The following is a 20,639-nucleotide window of genomic DNA, read 5'->3' on the forward strand; positions in this document are numbered from 1 at the left end:
GATGGGCGCCAAGCAGGACGAGAAGAAGGAAGCCAAGTAGGCGTGCGAACCTCCTCGCGCCCTTCACTGACGCTCGCTGTCCTCCTGGCGATGGGCGCCTGTTCGACCAGCCCCGCAGGCCAGGCGTCGACGCCGAGGTGCTCGGCCTCGAGGCGAGCGACCTCGTCGGCGTCGCCCTCGACCGCCCGCCGGATCACGAGCCCAGCGCGGACTTCGGTGGACCCGGCATCGTGGCGTCCGGCCGGCGCAGGTAGAGCGGCTCGGGGCCGACCACGTCAGCGCGGCGGTGGGTCACGACCCGGGCCAGCCAGCCGGCGCTGGGCCGTTGCGGCCCCACCGGGTGCACGAAGGCGTCGGGATACAAGGTGGCGCCCTCGCCGACCACCGGCAGGTCGGTCGCCGCGAGCGCGGGGAGCAGCACCTCCGGGCCCGCCCGCCGGCGTCCGGACCCGTCGTACGACGCGAGGTAGACCTCCTTGCGGCGGGCGTCGGTGGCCACCAGGAAGTCGCCGACCGCTGCTCCGGTGTCCACGGCCTCGATCGCGATCACGTCGAGGGTGCACACGCCGTACACCGGGATCTCCAGGACGAACCCCAGCGTTCGAGCGGTCACCAGGCCGACGCGCAGGCCTGTGAAGGGACCGGGACCGACTCCCACCGCGATCGCGGTGAGGTCCTGCCGGACGATTCCACTGTCGGTGATGACTGCTTCGATCAGGGGAGCGAGCTGCTCGCCGTGCTTCATGGGGAGCTCGGAGAGCCGCTCGGCCACGACGTCCTGGCCGTCGTGGAGCGCAACGGTGACCAGCGAGGTGGCGGTGTCGAACGAGAGGAGCACGATGGCGAGGCTACTCAGCCGTGCACGCGGCGAGCGTGGACCACCCGCGGATCGAGCTCGGCGTCGGTCGACTCGTCGGCCAGGGCCCGGGTGATGGTGATCTCCAGCCTCGACTCGGCGAGCCCCTCGACCAGACCGGCGCCCCACTCCACGACCGTGACGGCGTCGTCGAGCGACGTGTCGAGGTCGAGGTCGTCCAGCTCGTCGATCCCGCCGAGCCGGTAGGCGTCGACGTGCACCAGATCGGGTCCGCCGACCAGGGAAGGGTGCACGCGGGCAATGACGAAGGTCGGCGAGGTCACGGCTCCGCGCACGCCCAGCCCGATGCCCAGCCCCTGGGTCAGGGTCGTCTTGCCGGCCCCCAGCTCGCCGGTGAGCACCACCACGTCGCCAGCGTGCACGCTGCGGCCGAGCCGCTCCCCCAGCGCGCGCATCTCATCGGCGTCCACGGCCTCCCAGGAGGTGTCGAGTGGTCGTCTCAGCTCGACGTAGGGCGATCTGCGCTCGCTCACCACGAAGCCGTGCCCTTCCCAGAAGGCCACGGTCGCCGGCAGCTCCTCGCGGGCGAGCACGGCGAGCGCGGCATGGCCGAGAGTGGCATCGAGGACGCCCCGCACGAGAGCCTTGGCCACCCCCCTGCCCTGGGCCGTGGGCACCACCCCGAACCTGCGCACCAGCATCGCGTCGGCACCGGGCCGCAACAGCAGCGCGCCCACCGGCTCCCCGTCGAGGATCGCCAGCAGGCCGCCGTGGGCGCGCAGCTCGGCCGCCACGCTGGCTTCGGTCTCGACCAGGGCGTCGGCGGGCGGGTCCAGGGTGGGTCGCGCCGCGAACGCGGTCCGGATGACGCTCAGCACGTCGGTGGCCGCCTCGGCCCCGACACGGCCTACGTCGAGGCTCACCGCGCCTCGAGACGACTCTGTGCCAGGGCGATCAGGTCGTCGAGCTCGGCGTTGACGTCCTCATGCCGCTCGAGGAGGACCATGTGCCCCGCGCCTTCGCACTCCAGCAGGCTCGATCCCGGGATCCGTGCGTGCAGCTTGCGCGCGTGGGCGAGGCTGGTGATCTTGTCGTCGGTTCCGCAGATGACGGAGGTCGGCACTCGGCCCAGCACCTCCACGTGGTCGAACTTGTCGAGGCCGGCGAACGCCGGGTAGAAGTCCGCGACGACCGCGAACGGGGTGCTGTTGAGCATGTCGTAGACGAACTCGACGTAGTGGCCGGGGACGTCGTCGCCGAATGCGTAGAGATCCGTCAGGACGTCCGCCACCGCGTGTCCCCACTTCCGCGCCAGGTCCACGACGAGGTGCCCGCGGTAGAGCGTGCGCACGGCACGGCCCATCACGCGGCCGCCGACGCCGAGCGGCACCATCGGGAACAGGATCCGGCCCGGGTCGAGGCCGCCGGCGGTGGTCGAGATCAGTCCGACCCCGACGACCTTGTCCCCGAAGAGCTCGGGGTGCTTCTCGGCCAGCGAGATGATGCTCATGCCGCCCATCGAGTGGCCGACCAGCACGCACGGCCCCGGTGAGGTCTGCTCGATCACGCGCCGCAGGTCGCTGCCGAGCTGCTCGAGGGTGGAGTTCGACTGGCTCGAGCGGGCTGATCGCCCGTGCGAGCGCTGGTCGTAGAAGACGGTGCGGATCTGGCCGCGGTAGCCCGCTCTCTGGAAGTGCCAGCTGTCGAGGTTGAGCGAGTAGCCGTGCGCGAAGATGACGGTCAGACCGGTGTCGTCCGGCAACGACCCACGCCGTTTGGTCGCTGCCACGACCTCGTCGATCTCCGCGTGCAGATCGATGCCGTCGTCGGTGATGATGTGGAGCGGAGTGCTGCGCAGCGACCCGAAGGGGGTCTTGTCGCCCGCCCCTCTGTGGGCGATGACGCGGCTGCGCTGGGCCACGCCGACCGCCACGCCGGCCGCGGCCAGTCCGGCAGCGGCGCCGATCAACCTGCGGGTGACGCTCATACCTGCTCCTGGTCCACGTACCGGCGGCGGAGGCGCCCACCGACCCGGGTCACGATCTCGTAGTTGATGGTGTCGAGCGCGTCCGCCCAGTCCTGCGCCGTGGGTTCGCCACGGGTGCCCGGACCGAACAGCACCACGTCCGTGCCGGGTGGCAGCAGGTCGCCGTCGAGGTCGATCATGAACTGGTCCATGCACACGCGTCCGCGGATCGCCCGCAGCCGGTCGCCCACCCACACCGAGGCGACATTGCCGGCGGCGCGGGGCACGCCCTCGCCGTACCCCGCAGGGACCAGCCCGACGGTGGTGTCGCGATCGGCGACCCACGTGTATCCGTAGGAGACACCCTCACCCGCCGCGACGGGCTTGCTCAGGGCCATGCTGGCGCGCACGGTCATGGCGGGCACGAGGCCGAGGTCGCGCGTGAACCCCGGGGCCGGGTCGAGGCCGTAGGTCGCGATGCCGCACCGCACGAGGTTGAAGCGGGAGGAGGGACGCAGCACGGCGGCCGCCGAGTTGGCGATGTGCCGGAGCTCGGGTCGCACACCGAGCGACTCGGCCAGCTCGACGGCCTCGCGGAAGGCCGTCTCCTGGGCATCGTTCGCATGATGGGCGGGCTCGTCGCTGGCCGCGAGGTGGGTCCAGATGCCGGTGATGTCGAGGCGGCCGGCCCGCTCGAGCTCGGCGGCATGCGCGAACAGGTCCTGCCAGTCGGGACGCGCCGCTCCGCCACGTGCCAGGCCGGTGTCCACCTTGAGCTGGACCCGGGCGCGCGGACCGGCCTCGACGATCTCGTCGAGCTCGGCGTGCGAGTAGGCCGTCAGGTCGATGTCGGCGGCCACTGCCGCGGCGTAGGCCTCGCCCGGCACGGTCAACCAGCACAGCACCCGACCGGTGTCGCCGCCGGCGCGCAGTGCCAGGGCCTCGTCCAGGGTGGCGACGCCGAGCCAGTCGGCGCCGGCCTGGCGAGCGGCCCGGGCGACCTCGACCATCCCGTGGCCGTAGCCGTCGGCCTTGACCACGGTCATCATCGCGACGTCCGGGCCGACGATCTCGCGCAGGCGCCGCACGTTGTGGCGGATGGCGGCCAGGTCGACCACGATCTCGGCGCGCGCGGGAGCGGTCGACGTCATGAAAGTGATTCTTCCATCCCTCACAGCAGGGACTGCAGCACACCACCCAGTGCGTGGGCGACATCTCCTGCCACGATCGGTCCACCGCCCGAGGCCCGGGTGGCCGCAGCACCGTGCACCCAGGAGCCGACGGCGGCCGCGTCCCAGGGTGCAAGGCCCGCGGCGAGCAGAGCCCCGACCAGGCCGGCGAGCACGTCTCCGGCGCCCGCGGTCGCCAGCCACGGCAGCCCGGTCGTCGTCACCCGGACCCGGCCGTCGGGCCGGGCGACCAGGGTGTGGCGGCCCATCAGCAGGACGACCGCCTCGAATCTGCGTGCCGCCAGTCGCACGTGCGCGAGTGGCCGCGCCACGATCTCCTCGCGCGCCACGCCGAGCATGGCGGCGAGCTCGCCTGCGTGCGGCGTCAGCACGGCGGGTACGCCGAGTGGCCCCTCGACGTGGGCCAGCGCATCGGCGTCCACCACGAGCGGGACGCCGTCGGCCAGCGCCGCGCGCAGCGCCTCACCTGCCGCGTCCGAGCCACCGGGGCCGACGACCCAGGCCTGCACGCGGCCCTCCCCCACGACCTCGGGGTGGGCAAGGCGAACCGCGTCCGCGGCGAGCCCGATGTAGCGCACCATTCCGGCGAGCCCGCAGGAGGCGCCGGAGACGCAGAGCAACGCGGCCCCCGGATAGGTGTCGCTGCCCGCGCGGATCCCCACGACGCCGCGGGAGTACTTCTGGGCGTTCCGGTCGGGTCGCGGCAGCAGGGCGGTCACGTCCGACTGCTGCAGGGCCTCCACCTCCGCCGGGGGAAGCTCGAGTCCGAGGTCGACGAGGTGCACGGCTCCACAGGCGCCGGCGGCCGGGTCGACGAGGTGCGCGACCTTGTGGGTGCCGAAGGTGACGGTGAGGTCGGCGCGGACGTGCGAGCCGACCAGCTCACCGGTGTCGACGTCGACCCCGGAGGGGACGTCCACGGCCACCACCGCGATGCCCTCGAGCGCGGCCAGCACCGCGCCTGCCCCGGGCGACAGCCCCGGCCGTCCGCCGATGCCGACGATGCCGTCCACCACCACGTCGGGGGCCTGTCCTTCCACCGTGCGGACCAGTCGGCCACCCGCGGCGGTGAGCGCCGCGAGCCCGGCTTCGTGGTGACTCGACCCCAGGAGCAGCGCGTCGACGACCGCTCCGCGGCGGCACAACAGCGCGCCGGCGTACAACGCATCGCCACCGTTGTCGCCGGAGCCGACCAGGATCAGCACCCGTCGCCCGTAGCCACCGCCGAGGAAGTCGAGCACGGCGTGCGCGAGGCCGGCCGCGGCGCGCTGCATCAGGGCACCCTCGGGCAGGTCGCGGAGCAGCGCGGCCTCGGCGGCACGCACCTGGGCGACGGTGTGGGCAAGGCGCATGCCCGGCACGCTACTTCAGGAGTTGCGCCGGATCAGTGCTTCGGGATCCGGAACACCTGACCCGGGAAGATCAGGTCCGGGTTCTCGATGTTGTTCAGCTTGGCGATCTCCTGGTAGGAGACACCGAAGCGGGCGCCGATCTCGGACAGCGTGTCTCCGGACTTGACCGTGTAGGTCTCGGACTTCGCCTCGCGTGCGTCCTCGCGCTTCTCGTGCGCGTCCTCGCGGGCCTCCTGCCGGTCCTCCTTGCGCTCCTGGCGGTCCTCACGGGCCTCCTGGCGCTCTGCCTTGGCCTCCGTGCGAGCAGCCTTGTCCTCGGCGGTCTCGCTCGGAGCCGGGACGACGGAGTCGGCGGGCTGCACCGGGCCGACGGTGGGCTCGGTGGCGGGCTCGGTGGTGGGCCCGGCCGTTGCCGTGTCCGTGGTGTCGATCGGGATGGTCGGCGGCGCCGGGGGCGCCGAGTCCTCAGCGGTCGCACTGTCGGCCTGGTCGGCGACCTCGTCGTCCTTCTTCTTCGCGGCCGCTTCGTCCTTCGACGCCTGCGTCGAGACGGCGTCCTTGAGTGCGTCCTTGACGTTGTCCAGGAAACCCATGTCCCTACCTCACTTGTGATCGTCGCCCGAGTGACTGTTTCGGGGCCGTCGTCGACGGCAACCCAACGCTAGCCCAGTCAGCCCTCGAGCACTACGACGGCTGAGGCAATGCCGGCGTCGTGGGAGAGCGATACGTGGACATGGTCGGCCCCCAGCGCCGCGGCGCGGGCGGCCACGGTGCCGCGCAGCTCGAAACGTGGGCGCCCGGTCTCCTCCGAGACGATCTCGGCGTCGTGCCAGGCCAGGCCGACCGGAGCTCCCAGCGCCTTGGCGAGGGCCTCCTTCGCCGCGAAGCGGGCCGCCAGCGACGCCAGTGGTCGCGACGCCTCGGCGGTGGTGAACAACCGGTCACGCAGTGCGGGCGTGCGGGCCAGCGACTCCCCGAACCGGGCCACGTCCACCACGTCGATGCCGATGCCGACGACGGGCACGGCTATTCGACCGTGACGGACTTGGCGAGGTTGCGCGGCTGGTCGACGTCGTGACCCATCCGCGTCGCCAGCTCGCAGGCGAAGAGCTGCAGGGGAACGACCGCCACCACGGGCTGCAGGAGCGTGGGCACCTTGGGCAGCCGGATCAGGACATCGGCGTACGGCGCGATCGACTCATCACCCTCTTCGGCGAGCACGATGGTGTGGGCCCCCCGGGCACGGATCTCCTGGATGGCGCTGACCATCTTCTGGTGCAGCTCGTCGCGACCGCGCGGCGGCACGACGCAGAACACCGGCAGCCCTTCCTCGATCAGCGCGATCGGGCCGTGCTTGAGCTCGCCGGCAGCGAAGCCCTCGGCGTGGATGTAGGCGAGCTCCTTGAGCTTGAGCGCGCCTTCGAGGGCGATCGGGAAGCCGGCGTGGCGGCCGAGGAACAGCACAGACTTGGTCTCGGCATGCTGGGCCGCCAGGTCGTAGATGTCCTGCGCCCGGTCCAGCACGGTCTGCACGTGCTCGGGCATCTTGGCGAGCTCGTCGAGGACCTGGGTGATCTCGTCGCCGAACTTCGTCCCTCGCACCTGGGCGAGGTAGAGACCCAGGAGATAGCAGGCGATCAGCTGGGTCAGGAAGCCCTTCGTGGAGGCGACGCCGATCTCAGGTCCGGCGTGCGTGTAGATCACGGCGTCGGACTCGCGCGGGATCGTGGAACCGTTGGTGTTGCAGATCGCGAGCACGCGCGAACCCTGCTCACGCGCATGCCGGATCGCCATCAGGGTGTCGGCCGTCTCGCCCGACTGGCTCATGGCGACGACGAGGGTGTCGCGGGTCAGGATCGGGTCGCGGTAGCGGAACTCGTGGGCCAGTTCGACCTCGCAGGGGATTCGGGTCCAGTGCTCGATGGCGTACTTCGCGACCAGGCCGGCGTAGTTGGCAGTGCCGCAGCCGACGATGATGATCTTGTCGACGGTGCGAAGCTCGTCCTCGGACAGGCGCACCTCGTCGAGCTGCAACAAGCCGTTGCCGTCATGGCGACCCAGCATCGCGTTGGCCACGGCGCTGGGCTGCTCGAAGATCTCCTTGCGCATGAACCAGTCGTAGCCGTCCTTCTCGGCGGCCGAGAGGTCCCAGTCCACGTAGTAGCGCTTTCCCTCCGCCGGGCTGCCATCGAAGCCGGTGACCTCCACGCCCTCGCGGGTGATCGTCACGACCTGGTCCTGACCCAGCTCGAGCGCGTCGCGGGTGTACTGGATGAACGCCGCGACGTCGGAGCCGATGAAGTTCTCCCCGTCGCCCAGACCCACGACCAGCGGGGAGTTGCGACGCGCCGCGACCACGCAGGACGGGTCCTCGCCATCGATGGCGACCAGGGTGAAGGCGCCCTCCAGTCGCCGGCACACGCGCTGCATCGCGGTGGTCAGGTCGGCCCCCGACTCCACCTCGATCTCCAGCAGGTGCGCGGCGACCTCGGTGTCGGTCTCGGAGAGCAGCTCATGGTCGGCGTTCTCCAGCTCGGCGCGCAGGGCGGCGAAGTTCTCCAGGATGCCGTTGTGCACCACGGCCACCCGGCCCTCCTGGCCGAGGTGCGGGTGCGCGTTGACGTCGTTGGGGGCACCGTGGGTCGCCCAGCGGGTGTGCCCGATCCCCGTCGTGGCGGCCGGCAGCGAAGACTCGCCGATCGCCTTCTCGAGGTTGGCCAGCTTGCCCGCGCGCTTGTCGGAGGCGATCGTGCCCGCGCCCGCAGACATGTCGATCAGCGCGATGCCGGCGGAGTCGTAGCCGCGGTACTCGAGCCGACGCAGTCCCTCGATCACGACGTCCTGCGCCTGCTTCTCCCCGACATATCCCACAATTCCGCACATGAGCCGGAGTCTACGCAACGCACCCCCGGTCCCCTGACGCGCAGCCGGTGCAACAATCCTCGACATGTCGGACGCCACCGGGCTGGCCATCACGAGCGAGTCCTCTCCTTACGTGGAGCTCGACCGCGGCGCCTGGGCTGCCCTGGCGCGGGAGACCAAGAGCCCGCTGACGCCCGACGAGGTGCGGCACCTGCGGGGCCTGGGTGACGAGCTCGACCTCCGCGAGGTCGAGCAGGTCTACCTTCCCCTCTCCCGGTTGCTCTCGAAGTACGTCGAGTCAGCGAGCCGGCTGCACCGCGAGCAGGAGGAGTTCCTGCAGCGCCAGCAACCCCCACGCACGCCGTTCGTCATAGGCCTGGCCGGGTCGGTCGCGGTCGGCAAGTCGACGACGGCGCGCGTCCTGCAGCAGATGCTGGCGCACTGGCCCGAGCACCCCAACGTCGCGCTGGTGACGACGGACGGCTTCCTCTACCCCAACGCCGAGCTCGAACGGCGCGGGATCCTGCACCGCAAGGGCTTCCCGGAGTCATACGACCGCAAGTCGCTGCTGCGGTTCGTCATCGACATCAAGTCCGGGCGCGACGAGGTCGAGGCGCCGACGTACTCGCACCTGGTCTACGACGTGGTGCCCGACGAGAAGGTCGTCATCAAGGGACCTGACATCGTCATCATCGAGGGCCTCAACGTCCTCCAGCCCGCGCGCATCCGCGACGACGGTCGCGCCGGCCTCGCGGTCAGCGACTTCTTCGACTTCTCCGTGTACGTCGATGCCGCGCTCGCCGACATCAAGCGCTGGTACATCGAGCGCTTCCTGCGCCTGCGCGAGACGGCCTTCGTCGACCCGGCGTCGTACTTCTCGAAGTACGCCGCCCTCACCCAGGACCAGGCGGTCGAGGTCGCCACCCACATCTGGGACTCGATCAACGGCCCCAACCTGATCGAGAACGTCGCCCCGACCCGTGGTCGCGCGACACTCGTCCTGCGCAAGGACACGGACCACTCGGTGCGCTACGTGCGGCTGCGCAAGCTCTGAGTCAGCCTCAGAGGGCGAGCTGCGCCTTGACCACTCCGGCGAGCCGGTGGGCGACGTCGTAGGCGATCTCCGAGGTCGGCGCTTCCACCATGACGCGCACGAGCGCCTCGGTCCCGGAAGGGCGCAGCAGAATGCGTCCGCTCTCGCCGAGCGTCGCCTCCTCCTCGGCCACCGCCGCCGCCAGGACGGCGTCCTCGTCGGTGCGCGCCTTGTCGACGTCGGGGACGTTGACGAGCACCTGGGGCAGCCGCGTCATGATCCCGGCGAGCTTCTGGAGTGACTGACCGGTGGCTGCCATCCGCTCGAGCACCTTCAGTGCCGTGAGGATGCCGTCGCCCGTGGTGGCGTAGTCGGAGAGGATCACGTGGCCGGACTGCTCACCGCCGAGGGAGTAGCCCGAGACCTTCATCGCCTCGAGGACGTAACGGTCGCCGACCTTGGTCTGGCGGACGCCGACGCCGGCCTTCTTCATGGCGCGAACGAAGCCGAGGTTGCTCATCACGGTCGCCACGACGGTGTCCTTGACCAGCAGGCCCTGGTCGCGCAGCGCGAGGGCGAGCACGGCGAGGATCTGGTCGCCGTCGACGAGGTTGCCCTCGTGGTCCACGGCCAGGCACCGGTCGGAGTCGCCGTCGAGGCCGAAGCCGGCGTCGGCGCCGTGCTCGACGACCGCACGCTGCAGTGACTGCATGTGGGTCGAGCCGCAGTTGTCGTTGATGTTGAGGCCGTCGGGCTCGGCATGGATGGCGATCACTTCGGCGCCGGCGTCACGCAGGGCTCGCGGTCCGGCTTGGAACGCGGCACCCGCCGCGCAGTCCAGCACGACCTTGAGGCCAGCCAGGGGCATGGTCGTCGAGGCGACGAGATGGGCGGCATAGTCGCTCACCGCATCGGCGTACGGCGCCACACGACCGACGGCACCGCCGGTCGGGCGCTGCCAGACCTCTCGCATCCGGGCCTCGATGGCGACCTCGGCCGCGTCGTCGAGCTTGTGGCCGCCGCGCGCGAGGAACTTGATGCCGTTGTCGGGCATCGGGTTGTGCGAGGCCAACAGCATGACGCCGAGGTCGACGCCGAGCGCGCCGGTCAGGTAGGCGACGCCGGGGGTCGGCAGCACCCCGAGGAGGAGCACGTCGACACCGGCCGACGCGAGCCCCGCCACGACGGCGGCCTCGAGGAACTGCCCGGAAATGCGCGTGTCCCGACCCACCACGGCTCGGGGGCGGTGCCCCGCGAAGTCACCGCGGTCGGCCAGGACATGTGCCGCGGCAACGGACAGGTCCAGGGCCAGCTCCGCCGTCAGTGCGGCGTTTGCCAGACCCCGGACCCCGTCCGTGCCGAAGAGGCGTGTCATGCAGACGGGTCAGCGCTTGCTGAACTGCGAGGCCTTGCGGGCCTTCTTGAGACCAGCCTTCTTACGCTCGACGGCGCGGGCATCACGCGTGAGCAGGCCGAGCTTCTTGAGCTCGGGGCGGTTGGCTTCCTCGTCGATGGCGTTGAGCGAGCGGGCCACGCCGAGGCGCAGGGCGCCGGCCTGGCCGGCGATGCCGCCACCGTGGATGCGGGCCAGCACGTCGAAGCGACCCTCGAGCTGCAAGGCAACGAAGGGCTCGTTGACGATCTGCTGGTGCAGCTTGTTGGGGAAGTAGCTGTCGAGCGTGCGGCCGTTGACGGTCCACTCGCCGGTGCCCGGGACGATCCGGACGCGGGCGACGGCTTCCTTGCGGCGGCCGGTGGCGGCCGCGGGAGCGATCGTCGCGGGACGCAGCGGGGCGTCGGCGGACGGGGCGCTCTCGGAGCTGTAGGCGACGCCGTCGGCGTCGGTCTCGAAGGTCTCTTCGACCTCTGCGGGGGTCTCGATGTTCTCAGTCACTGTTCAGTCCTATGCGCTTACTGGGAGACCTGGGAGATCTCGAACGGGATGGCCTGCTGAGCCGAGTGCGGGTGCTCCGCGCCGGCGTAGACCTTGAGCTTCTTCAAGACCTGGCGACCGAGCTTGTTCTTGGGGAGCATTCCCCAGACAGCCTTCTCGATGGCCTTGCGGGCGTCCTTCTCGAGGAGCTCACCGAACGGCGTCGAGGAGAGACCACCGGGGTAACCCGAGTGGCGGTAGGCAAGCTTGGTGACCTTCTTGTTGCCCGAGAGGGCGACCTTGTCGGCGTTGATGATGATCACGAAGTCACCCATGTCCATGTGCGGAGCAAAGGTCGGCTTGTGCTTGCCGCGGAGAAGGTTGGCGGTCTGGACGGCGAGGCGTCCCAGGACCACGTCGGTGGCGTCGATGACGAGCCACTCTCGCTGGATGTCAGCGGGCTTGGGGCTGTACGTGCGCACGGCTGTATCCCGTTCTGGTTCGTTGGTCCCGGCCCTCGGTCGACGGCCGGTTGGTGGTGCCGCGACTTCTGACGAACACGGCCCGGATCGCTCCCCCCTCAGGAGGGATGACGTCCGGATCTGCACCCGCCCCCGGAGAGGGCGGACGCGGCAGGAGTCGCGACCAGTAAGAGTACGGCGCCGCGCGTACGGGGGTCAAAACGACGGAGCCTGAGCTCCGGGGCCACAATGAGCCGGTGCGCAATGGTGGCGTGTCCTTCTGGTGGCAGCAACTCGGCCTGCCGTCCCCCGCCGACCGCCTGGCCGGGGACGTCACCTGTGACGTGGCCGTCGTCGGCGCCGGCCTCACCGGCCTGTGGACCGCCTACTACCTGCAGGAGGCCGACCCCTCCCTCGACATCCGCGTCCTCGAGGCCGAGTTCGCCGGATTCGGCGCATCGGGACGTAACGGCGGCTGGCTGTCGAGCGAACTGGCGGGCAGCGCGAGGGCGTACGCCGAGGTCGCGGGCGAGGAGGGGGTCCAGCGCCTGCGGAGCGCACTGCGCGCCACCGTCGACGAGGTCATCGAGGTGGCCGCGCGGGAGGGCATCGAGGCCGACATCGTGCGCAGCGGCGTGCTGCGCGTGGCCCGCTCGCAGGCGCAGGCCCAACGACTGGCCGGGGAGCTCACCGCAGACCAGGTGCTCGACCGGATCCGGGTGGCCGGTGCCGTGTCCGGCCACTTCGACCCCGACTGCGCCAGGGTGCACCCCGCCCGGCTGGTGAGCGGCGTGGCCCGGGTCGTGCGGGAGCGCGGCGTGCGCATCCACGAGGGCACTCGCGCCGTCGCCGTGGCACCGGGCGCGGTGGTCACCGACCGCGGCACCGTCCGGGCACCCGTCGTGCTGCGCTGCCTCGAGGGCTTCACCGCCGGGCTGGCGGGCCACCGGCGCGAGTGGCTGCCGATGAACTCCGCGATCGTGGTCACCGAGCCGCTCACCGACGCCCAGTGGCGCGACATCGGCTGGCGCGGCGAGGAGCTGCTCGGCGACGAGGCGCACGCCTACTGCTACGCCCAGCGCACCGCCGACGGCCGCATCGCGCTGGGGGGACGGGGCGTGCCGTACCGCTTCGGCTCGCGCACCGACGTCGAGGGCCGCACCCAGGACTGGACGGTGGAGTCGCTCCGCTCCACCCTCGCTTCGTTGTTCCCGTCCTTGGCGAGGGTCGGCATCGACCACGCCTGGTGCGGGGTGCTGGGGGTGCCGCGGGACTGGAGCGCGAGCGTCTCCTTCGACCCCGCGGCGGGGCTCGGCCACGCCGGCGGCTACGTCGGCTCGGGCCTCACCGCGACCAACCTGGCTGGTCGCACGCTGCGCGACCTGGTGCTCGGCCGCGAGACCGCGCTGGTGCGGCTGCCCTGGACCAACCACCGCGTGCGGCGGTGGGAACCCGAACCGCTGAGATGGGCCGGTGTGCACGCGCTCTACCGCCTCTACCGCGCCGCCGACCGCCGCGAGGACGCCGGACTCCCACGCACGAGCCGCATCGCGCGGGTGGCGAACCGGGTGGCCGGTCGCTGACGCGGGTCGTGGACGCCGGTTCGCGCTCGCGCAACCCCCGCGGCTAAGTTGGAGCGACACCCCCAGACGTACAAAGACGTATGAACAGGAGCCGACGTGACCGACGTAGCGGCCAACCCCAACTCGCTGACCGTCCGAGACAACCGGACCGGCCAGGAGTACGACATCCCCATCACCGATGGGACGATCAACGCCAAGGACCTTGGCCAGATCCGGACCGGTGACGACGAGGTGGGCCTGGCGACGTACGACCCGGGGTTCGTCAACACCGCCTCGTGCCGCAGTGCAGTCACCTACATCGACGGCGACAAGGGCATCCTCGAGTACCGCGGCTATCCGATCGAGCAGCTCGCCGAGTCGTCCTCGTTCCTCGAGGTCGCCTACCTCCTGATCAACGGCGCGCTGCCGACCAAGGCCGAGTACGACGCGTGGGTGCACGAGATCACCTACCACACGTTCGTCCACGAGAACGTCAAGTCCTTCATGGAGGGCTTCCGCTATGACGCCCACCCGATGGGCATGTTGATGGCCTCCGTCGGCGCGCTCTCCACGTTCTACCCCGACGCCCGCAACATCAGCGATGCCGACAACCGGCACATCCAGATGGTGCGGATGATCGCGAAGATGCCGACGCTGGGCGCCTGGTCCTTCCGGCACGCACAGGGCAAGCCGTTCGTCTATCCCGACAACGACCTCGGCTACACCGCCAACTTCCTCTCGATGCTGTTCAAGATGAGCGAGCAGAAGTTCGACGCCGACCCGCGACTGGTCAAGGCCCTCGACGTGCTCTTCATCCTGCACGCCGACCACGAGCAGAACTGCTCGACCAACGCCGTGCGTTCGGTGGGCTCCAGCCAGGTCGACCCCTACTCGGCCGTGGCCGCCGGGGTCGGCGCCCTGTTCGGTCCCCTGCACGGTGGCGCCAACGAGGCTGTGCTCCGCATGCTCCGCCGCATCGGCACCAAGGAGAACATCCCCTCCTTCATCGAGGGTGTGAAGGCCGGCAACGAGAAGCTGATGGGCTTCGGCCACCGGGTCTACAAGAACTTCGACCCGCGCGCGACGATCATCAAGAAGGCCTGCGACGACGTCTTCGAGGTGACCGGCGTCAACCCGCTCCTCGAGATCGCCAAGGAGCTGGAGAAGATCGCGCTCGAGGACGAGTACTTCATCAAGCGCAAGCTCTACCCCAACGTCGACTTCTACTCCGGCCTGATCTACGAGGCCTTCCAGTTCCCGCCGGAGATGTTCACCGTGCTCTTCGCGATCGGTCGTACGCCCGGTTGGCTCGCGCAGTGGTCGGAACTGATCCAGGACAAGGACCAGAGGATCGCCCGCCCGAAGCAGATCTACACCGGCGAGCGCCAGCTGACGTTCGTCCCGGCTTCCGAGCGCTGGGCCTGACCGCCGTCTGACGCGTTCGGCCCGCATCCCGCCAGCAGGGGTGCGGGTGAGTTTCTTCATCTTCCCTTCAGCTCCGCTCAGGTGACTCACAGCCTCGCCGGGCACTGTCGAAGACATGAGTACGCCTGCGCACGACTGGTCCCCCTCCGGCAGCGACACCTACGGCTCGCGCCCGGCCCCGCCGGCCCCGCCGGCCCCGCCGAAGAGGCGACGAGCCGGTCTCGCGGCTGCCGTGGTCGCGACCTCGCTGGTCGTCGGCGGCGGTGCCGGACTGGGGAGCGCCGCAGTGTGGGACGCCTCGCACACCGACGCCCCCGGTTCGTCGGCCCAGCCGTCCAGCAGTGCCTCCCCCGTGGCACAGACCGACCCTCCTGCCGCCCAGGGCTCGGTCGAGGACGTCGCCGCTCGGGTGTTGCCCAGTGTGGTGAAGATCAACGTCACCGGCCAACAGGGCGCCGGCTCCGGCTCCGGCATCATCCTCACCTCCGACGGCACCATCCTCACCAACAACCACGTCGTCGAGGTCGCCGGCGAGAGCGGCAAGATCACCGTCGACTTCGCCGACGGCACCACCGCCGACGCGACCATCCTCGGCACCGACCCGCTGACCGACACCGCCGTCATCAAGACGGACGGCACCAGCAACCTCACGGCCGCCACCATCGGCAAGTCCGCCAACCTCAACGTCGGGCAGCAGGTCGTCGCGGTCGGCTCGCCGTTCGGTCTCGACGCCACGGTGACCAGCGGCATCGTCAGTGCCCTCGACCGCCCCGTCAACGTCGGGACCGACAGCAGCGGCAACTCCACGACGTACCCCGCCATCCAGACCGACGCCGCGATCAACCCCGGCAACAGCGGTGGTCCGCTGGTCGACATGACCGGCGCTGTCGTCGGCATCAACTCCTCCATCCGCACCGCGGCATCGCAGTCGAGCTTCGGAGGACAGTCCGAGTCCGGCTCGATCGGCCTGGGCTTCGCCATCCCGATCGACGAGGTCATGCCGATCGTCGACCAGATGAGCGCCGGCGAGACCCCGACCCATGCGCGGCTCGGCCTCCAGGTAGGCGACCCGCAGGAGGGTGGCACCACCGGCGCACTGGTTCGCGAGGTCACCAACGGGTCCACCGCTGCCGAGGGCGGCCTCGAGACCGGGGACGTCATCACCAAGATCGACGACCAGCGCATCTCCGACGCCGACTCGCTCGTCGCCACCATCCGCTCCTACCGGCCCGGCGACAGCGTCACCGTCACCTGGGTGCGCACCGGCGACGAGCAGAACGGCGACTTCGTGCTGGACTCCGACGGCGAATAACTGTCGTTGCTTTGGGCACCGGGCCATGATGGGGCTCCCACCGGAGCCATGACCCGACGCCGAGGAGCCACATGCAGCTGGAGCTGTCCGCCCAGGACGCCGCATTTCGTGACGAGATGCGCACGTTCTTCACCACCGAGTTCCCGCAGGACATCCGCGACGCGGTGCTGCAGGGTCGACACCTGACCCACGACCAGATCGTGAGCAGCCAGCGAGTGCTCAATGCGGCGGGTCTGGCGGTGCCGCACTGGCCCGAGGAGTGGGGCGGCAAGGGGTGGAGTGACCTGCAGCGGCACCTGTGGCACGAGGAGATGCAGCGTGCCGGGGTGCCGACGCCACTCGCGTTCAACGCCTCGATGATCGGCCCCGTGCTCGCCCAGTTCGGCAGTCAGGAGCAGAAGGAACGCTTCCTGCCCAAGACCGCCAACCTCGACATCTGGTGGTCACAGGGCTTCTCCGAACCGGACGCCGGCTCCGACCTCGCCAGCCTGCGCACCGCCGCCGTCCGCGACGGGGACGACTGGATCGTCAATGGGCAGAAGACCTGGACCACGTTGGGTCAGTACGGCGACTGGATCTTCACCCTCGTGCGGACCGACCCGGACGCGAAGCAGCAGGCGGGCATCTCGATGCTGCTGATCGACATGAGCCTCGACGGGGTCGAGGTGCGACCGATCGAGATGATCGACGGTGGCCACGAGGTCAACGAGGTCTGGTTCTCCGACGTCCGCGTGCCGGGCGACCTGATGGTCGGCGAGCTGAACAGCGGCTGGACGATCGCCAAGTTCCTGCTCGGCAACGAGCGGGTCGGGGTCGCCCCGGTCGGCGCGACCAAGCGCGCGCTGGCGACGCTCAAGGCGAGCGCCGCCGACCTTCTCGACGATCCGCTGACCCGCGCCAGGGTGGCCGAGCTGGAGAACGAGCTGCTCGCCCTCGAGCTCACCGCGCTGCGCGTGGTGGCCCACTCCGCCGGCGGGGAGCCCCATCCCGCCTCCTCGGTGCTCAAGCTCCAGGGCACCGAGCTGCAGCAGGCGGTGAGCGAGCTCGCCCTCGACCTCGCGGGTCCGGGCGCGCTGGCCTCCGGCGCCGACGACGACTCGCCCGTACCCGGCTGGGCCCGACTCTCCGCCCCGACCTACCTCAACCTGCGCAAGGCCTCGATCTACGGCGGATCCAACGAGATCCAACGCCAGATCATCGCCCGCACGATCCTGGGACTCTGACATGGACTTCACCTACGACGACGAGCAGAAGGCACTGCGCGATGCCGTGCGCGGGCTGGCGAACAAGGCGTACGCCGAGTTCGAGAACCGGCGCAAGGCCACCGCCGACGCGCCAGGCTTCGACGAGGCCCAGTGGGTCAGGCTCGCGGAGATGGGCGTGCTCGGGCTGCCCTTCAGCGAGGACGACGGCGGCGTCGGCGCCGGTCCGGTCGAGATCGGCCTGGTCTGCCAGGAGCTCGGCCGGGTGCTCGCCCCCGAACCGTTCCTGGCGTCCGTCGTGCACGCCGGCGGCCTGGTCTCGGCTGCCGGTTCGCCCGAACAGCGAGCCGACCTGCTGGGTCGACTCGCGGCCGGTGAGATCGTGCTCGCCGCCGCCGACACCTCCCCCGGCGGCCGCTGGAGCGCGGCCGCCGAGGGCGTGACCGCCGCGCAGGACGGCGACAACTGGACGGTGACCGGAGTCCGCGACCCCGTCCCCAACGGTGCCCGCGCGGACCACATCGTGGTGAGCGCGTCGCTGCCCGACGGCGGCACCGGACTGTTCGTCATCGACGGCGAGTCGGTCAGCCGGACCGACTATGCGGTGTTCGACGGCAGCCGGGCCGCGTGCGTCCAGCTTTCCGGCACGGCCGCGGTCCCGCTGGGCGAGCCCGGCCGCGACCTCACGGCCACCATTGCGACCATCAGCGACATCACCCGGATCATGGGCGCCAACCAGGCCCTCGGCGTGATGCAGGCCCAGGTGGCGGCGACCAACGACTACCTCAGGACCCGCAAGCAGTTCGGGGTCACGCTCAACACGTTCCAGGCCCTGACGTTCCGCGCCGCCGACATGTATGTCTCGCTCGAGCTCACCCACAGCCTGGTCGACTGGGCGACGATGGTGATCGCGGCCGGCACCCGGGAGGACATCGCCGACGCGGCCGACCGCGTCGGCCTCCAGGTCGCTCGGGCGAGCCGTCACATCGGTCAGGAGGCGATCCAGCTGCACGGCGGGATCGCGATGACGGCCGAATACTCCGTCGGCGTCGGGACGGCACACCTCGACGTACTCGGGCAGTGGTTGGGCGGGGCGCAGCATCACCTGACCCGTCTCGCCGACCGGGTCGCCGACCACGACGAGGTCGAGGCGCTGACCTGATGGACCTCAGCCTGAACGACGAGCAGCAGGCGTTCCGCGCCCTCGCCCGCGACTTCCTCGACCGCGAGGCGGTGCCGCACCGCACCCAGTGGGATCGCGACGAGTCGGTCGACACCTCGATCATCGCGAAGATGGCCGAGATCGGGTTCTTCGGCCTCACCATCCCCGAGGAGTACGGCGGCCTCGGCGGCGACTACGTGACGTACGTCTTGGGCATGGAGGAGCTGGGCCGCGCCGACTCCGCCCTGCGCGGCATCGTCTCGGTGTCCAACGGCCTCGTCGGCAAGTCCATCCTGGGCTTCGGCACCGAGGAGCAGAAGCAGCACTGGTTGCCGGGGATCGCCACCGCAGAGATCCTCGGCTGCTTCGGGCTGACCGAGCCCGACACCGGCTCCGACGCCGGCAACCTGGTCTCGCGTGCCACCCGCGACGGCGACGTCTGGGTGATCTCGGGGCAGAAGCTCTTCATCACCAACGGCACCTGGGCCCACGTCGCCCTCGTGTTCGCACGCACCGGCGGGCCGGGCCCGAAGGGCATCAGCGCCTTCCTGGTGCCGACGGACACGCCGGGCTTCGAGGCGCGCGAGATCAAGGGCAAGCTCGGGCTCCGCGGCCAGGCCACGGCCGAGCTGTTCCTCTCCGACGTCCGCGTCCGGGCCGACGCGCTGCTCGGCGAGGAGGGCGAGGGCTTCCGGATCGCGATGACGACCCTCGACAAGGGCCGGGTCTCGGTCGCTGCCGGTTGCGTGGGTCTCGTGCAGGCATGCCTGGAGTCCTCGGTGGACTACGCCACCACGCGCACGCAGTTCGGCCGCCCGCTCGCCGGCTTCCAGCTGGTGCAGGACATGATCGCCGACATCTCCGTGGACGCCGATGCCGCCCGACTGCTCGTCTGGCGCTGCGCCGACCTCATCGACCGCGGCCAGCCCTTCGGCACCGCCGCGTCCAAGGCCAAGCTGTTCGCCTCCGAGGCCGCCGTGCGGGCGGCCAACAACGCCATCCAGATCTATGGCGGGGCCGGGTACGTCGATGAGTACCCCGCGGAGAAGTACCTCCGCGACGCCCGCGTGATGACGCTCTACGAGGGCACCAGCCAGATCCAGAAGCTCCTGATCGGCCGAGCCGAGACGGGCATCAGCGCCTTCGTGTGAGGGCGGGGCGCCACCGGCGCTAACGCGACCGCACGACGCGGCCCTCGTCCCACACGGGCCCGTCGGACTCGTAGACCTCGCCGTCGGCGCCGTAGACCAGGTAGCGGTCGAAACTGCGGGCGAACCAGCGGTCGTGGGTGACGGCGAGCACCGTGCCCTCGAAGGACGCGAGCCCGGCCTCGAGCGCCTCCGCACTCTGGACGTCGAGGTTGTCGGTCGGCTCGTCCAGCAGCAGCAGTGTCGCTCCGGACAGCTCCAGCAGCAGGATCTGGAAGCGCGCCTGCTGACCACCGCTGAGGGACTCGAAACCCTGCTCACCGGCGTGCGCCAGCTCGTAGCGGTCCAGCACGCGCGCGGCGGCCTCACGCCCCATCCCCGAGCGACCGCCGGGCGAGCCGTCGCCGCGGTGCAGGATCTCCAGCAGGGTGCGACCGACCAGCTCGGGGTGCTCGTGCGTCTGGACGAACCAGCCCGGCCGCACGCGCGCACCGAGCTTCGCCTTGCCGGTGTGCGGCACGGGCTTCGGCGGGTCACCCACCGGCTGGTGCTCGATGTCCGGGTCGGAGCCGCCGGCGGCCAGCAGCCGCAGGAAGTGCGACTTGCCGGACCCGTTGCTGCCGAGGACGGCCACGCGTTCGCCGTACCAGACCTCGAGGTCGAAGGAGCGCATCAGTCCGGTCAGCTCCAGGTCGGTGCAGACCACCGCGCGCTTGCCGGTCCGACCGCCCTTGAGCCGCATCGTCACCTGCTGCTCACGCGGCTGCTCGGTCGGCGGGCCGGCCTCCTCGAACTTCCGCAGGCGCGTCTGGGCGGCCCGATACTGCGAGGACATGCCGTCGTTGTACTCGGCCTTGATCTTCAGCCGGAGCACGAGCGCCTTGATCTTGGCGTGCTCCTCGTCCCAGCGCCGGCGCTGCTCCTCGAAGCGGAGGAAGCGATGCTCGCGAGCATCGTGGTAGCTCGCGAAGCCGCCCGGGTGGGTCCACACGAGGTTGCCGGCCCCGTGTCCTCCACTGCCGAGCTCGACGGTGACGATGCGTGTCGCGGTGTTGCTGAGGAGCTCGCGGTCGTGGCTGATGAACAGGATCGTCTTGGCCGACTCGCGGATGCGCTCCTCGAGCCAGATCTTGCCGGGGACGTCGAGGTAGTTGTCGGGCTCGTCGAGCAGCAGCACCTGGTCGGGACCCCGCAGGAGAAATACCAACACGAGTCGCTTCTGCTCACCGCCCGAGAGGGTGGGCAGCGCGCGGTGCCGGGCGCGGTCGAAGGGC

20 protein-coding genes are annotated in these 20,639 nt (G+C 70.6%); 7 read left to right on the forward strand and 13 right to left on the reverse strand.

Features of this window, described 5'->3' with window-relative positions; translation table 11 throughout:
• The 9 genes from RMO85_RS09570 to glmS all read right to left on the reverse strand — a co-directional run.
• Positions 1-197: hypothetical protein (locus tag RMO85_RS09570; RefSeq protein ID WP_310528497.1), on the reverse strand; the 197-nt coding region annotated here is incomplete at its 3' end.
• A complete protein-coding gene (tsaB, locus tag RMO85_RS09575; RefSeq protein ID WP_310528498.1) occupies positions 194-838 on the reverse strand; it encodes a tRNA (adenosine(37)-N6)-threonylcarbamoyltransferase complex dimerization subunit type 1 TsaB in 645 nt (214 codons plus the stop codon). The genes tsaB and RMO85_RS09570, both read right to left, overlap by 4 nt.
• A 14-nt stretch (positions 839-852) precedes the next feature.
• Positions 853-1,740: a tRNA (adenosine(37)-N6)-threonylcarbamoyltransferase complex ATPase subunit type 1 TsaE gene (tsaE, locus tag RMO85_RS09580; RefSeq protein WP_310528499.1), complete on the reverse strand. Its 888-nt coding sequence runs from the start codon at positions 1,738-1,740 to the stop codon at positions 853-855.
• A complete protein-coding gene (locus RMO85_RS09585; RefSeq protein ID WP_310528500.1) occupies positions 1,737-2,804 on the reverse strand; it encodes an alpha/beta hydrolase in 1,068 nt (355 codons plus the stop codon). The genes tsaE and RMO85_RS09585 overlap by 4 nt, the downstream gene beginning before the upstream one ends.
• Complete coding sequence (gene alr, locus RMO85_RS09590) at positions 2,801-3,934, reverse strand: alanine racemase (RefSeq protein ID WP_310528501.1); 1,134 nt, start codon at positions 3,932-3,934, stop codon at positions 2,801-2,803. Before alr ends, RMO85_RS09585 begins: the two co-directional genes overlap by 4 nt.
• 20 nt (positions 3,935-3,954) lie before the next feature.
• Positions 3,955-5,325, reverse strand: a complete 1,371-nt coding sequence (locus tag RMO85_RS09595; RefSeq protein ID WP_310528502.1) for a bifunctional ADP-dependent NAD(P)H-hydrate dehydratase/NAD(P)H-hydrate epimerase — start codon at positions 5,323-5,325, stop codon at positions 3,955-3,957.
• 32 nt (positions 5,326-5,357) lie between these two features.
• Positions 5,358-5,918: a LysM peptidoglycan-binding domain-containing protein gene (locus tag RMO85_RS09600; RefSeq protein ID WP_310528503.1), complete on the reverse strand. Its 561-nt coding sequence runs from the start codon at positions 5,916-5,918 to the stop codon at positions 5,358-5,360.
• A gap of 77 nt (positions 5,919-5,995) precedes the next feature.
• Positions 5,996-6,349: a holo-ACP synthase gene (locus RMO85_RS09605; RefSeq protein WP_310528504.1), complete on the reverse strand. Its 354-nt coding sequence runs from the start codon at positions 6,347-6,349 to the stop codon at positions 5,996-5,998.
• Positions 6,350-6,351: 2 nt separating this feature from the next.
• Entirely contained in the window at positions 6,352-8,208 is a 1,857-nt protein-coding gene (glmS, locus tag RMO85_RS09610; RefSeq protein WP_310528505.1) for a glutamine--fructose-6-phosphate transaminase (isomerizing), read from the reverse strand.
• A gap of 64 nt (positions 8,209-8,272) precedes the next feature.
• Here glmS and coaA point away from each other — a divergent pair, with 64 nt between their 5' ends.
• The gene (gene coaA / locus RMO85_RS09615) at positions 8,273-9,241 is read left to right on the forward strand and encodes a type I pantothenate kinase (protein WP_310528506.1); all 969 of its coding nucleotides are present in this window, start codon (positions 8,273-8,275) and stop codon (positions 9,239-9,241) included.
• A 7-nt stretch (positions 9,242-9,248) separates the two neighbouring features.
• Here the strand turns inward: coaA and glmM are convergent, their stop codons facing one another.
• Genes glmM through rplM form a run of 3 tightly spaced genes read right to left on the reverse strand, consistent with a single transcriptional unit; the run spans position 9,249 to position 11,575 of the window.
• Positions 9,249-10,595, reverse strand: a complete 1,347-nt coding sequence (gene glmM / locus RMO85_RS09620; RefSeq protein WP_310528507.1) for a phosphoglucosamine mutase — start codon at positions 10,593-10,595, stop codon at positions 9,249-9,251.
• 9 nt (positions 10,596-10,604) lie between these two features.
• Positions 10,605-11,102, reverse strand: a complete 498-nt coding sequence (gene rpsI / locus RMO85_RS09625; protein WP_310528516.1) for a 30S ribosomal protein S9 — start codon at positions 11,100-11,102, stop codon at positions 10,605-10,607.
• A 29-nt stretch (positions 11,103-11,131) separates the two neighbouring features.
• Complete coding sequence (rplM, locus tag RMO85_RS09630) at positions 11,132-11,575, reverse strand: 50S ribosomal protein L13 (protein ID WP_310528508.1); 444 nt, start codon at positions 11,573-11,575, stop codon at positions 11,132-11,134.
• Between the two features lie 236 nt (positions 11,576-11,811).
• Here rplM and RMO85_RS09635 point away from each other — a divergent pair, with 236 nt between their 5' ends.
• From RMO85_RS09635 to RMO85_RS09660, 6 genes are all read left to right on the forward strand, one after another.
• On the forward strand, positions 11,812-13,137 hold the full coding sequence (locus RMO85_RS09635; RefSeq protein WP_310528509.1) for an FAD-binding oxidoreductase: 1,326 nt from the start codon (positions 11,812-11,814) through the stop codon (positions 13,135-13,137).
• A gap of 96 nt (positions 13,138-13,233) precedes the next feature.
• Positions 13,234-14,541 carry a citrate synthase gene (locus tag RMO85_RS09640; RefSeq protein ID WP_310528510.1) on the forward strand — a complete coding sequence of 436 codons (1,308 nt, stop codon included), beginning with the start codon at positions 13,234-13,236 and terminating at the stop codon, positions 14,539-14,541.
• A 115-nt stretch (positions 14,542-14,656) separates the two neighbouring features.
• On the forward strand, positions 14,657-15,853 hold the full coding sequence (locus RMO85_RS09645) for a trypsin-like peptidase domain-containing protein (protein ID WP_310528511.1): 1,197 nt from the start codon (positions 14,657-14,659) through the stop codon (positions 15,851-15,853).
• A 71-nt stretch (positions 15,854-15,924) separates the two neighbouring features.
• Positions 15,925-17,076, forward strand: coding sequence for an acyl-CoA dehydrogenase family protein (locus RMO85_RS09650; RefSeq protein ID WP_310528512.1), 1,152 nt, complete (start codon positions 15,925-15,927; stop codon positions 17,074-17,076).
• Between the two features lies 1 nt (position 17,077).
• A complete protein-coding gene (locus tag RMO85_RS09655) occupies positions 17,078-18,217 on the forward strand; it encodes an acyl-CoA dehydrogenase family protein (protein WP_310528513.1) in 1,140 nt (379 codons plus the stop codon).
• The gene (locus RMO85_RS09660; RefSeq protein ID WP_310528514.1) at positions 18,217-19,368 is read left to right on the forward strand and encodes an acyl-CoA dehydrogenase family protein; all 1,152 of its coding nucleotides are present in this window, start codon (positions 18,217-18,219) and stop codon (positions 19,366-19,368) included. The genes RMO85_RS09655 and RMO85_RS09660 overlap by 1 nt, the downstream gene beginning before the upstream one ends.
• A 19-nt stretch (positions 19,369-19,387) precedes the next feature.
• Here RMO85_RS09660 and RMO85_RS09665 read toward each other — a convergent pair.
• Positions 19,388-20,639, reverse strand: a 1,252-nt coding sequence (locus RMO85_RS09665; protein WP_310528515.1) for an ATP-binding cassette domain-containing protein, incomplete at its 5' end; no start/stop codon positions are given.

It is taken from the genome of Nocardioides sp. (assembly GCF_031422975.1).
In the GTDB taxonomy this organism is placed as follows: domain Bacteria; phylum Actinomycetota; class Actinomycetes; order Propionibacteriales; family Nocardioidaceae; genus Nocardioides.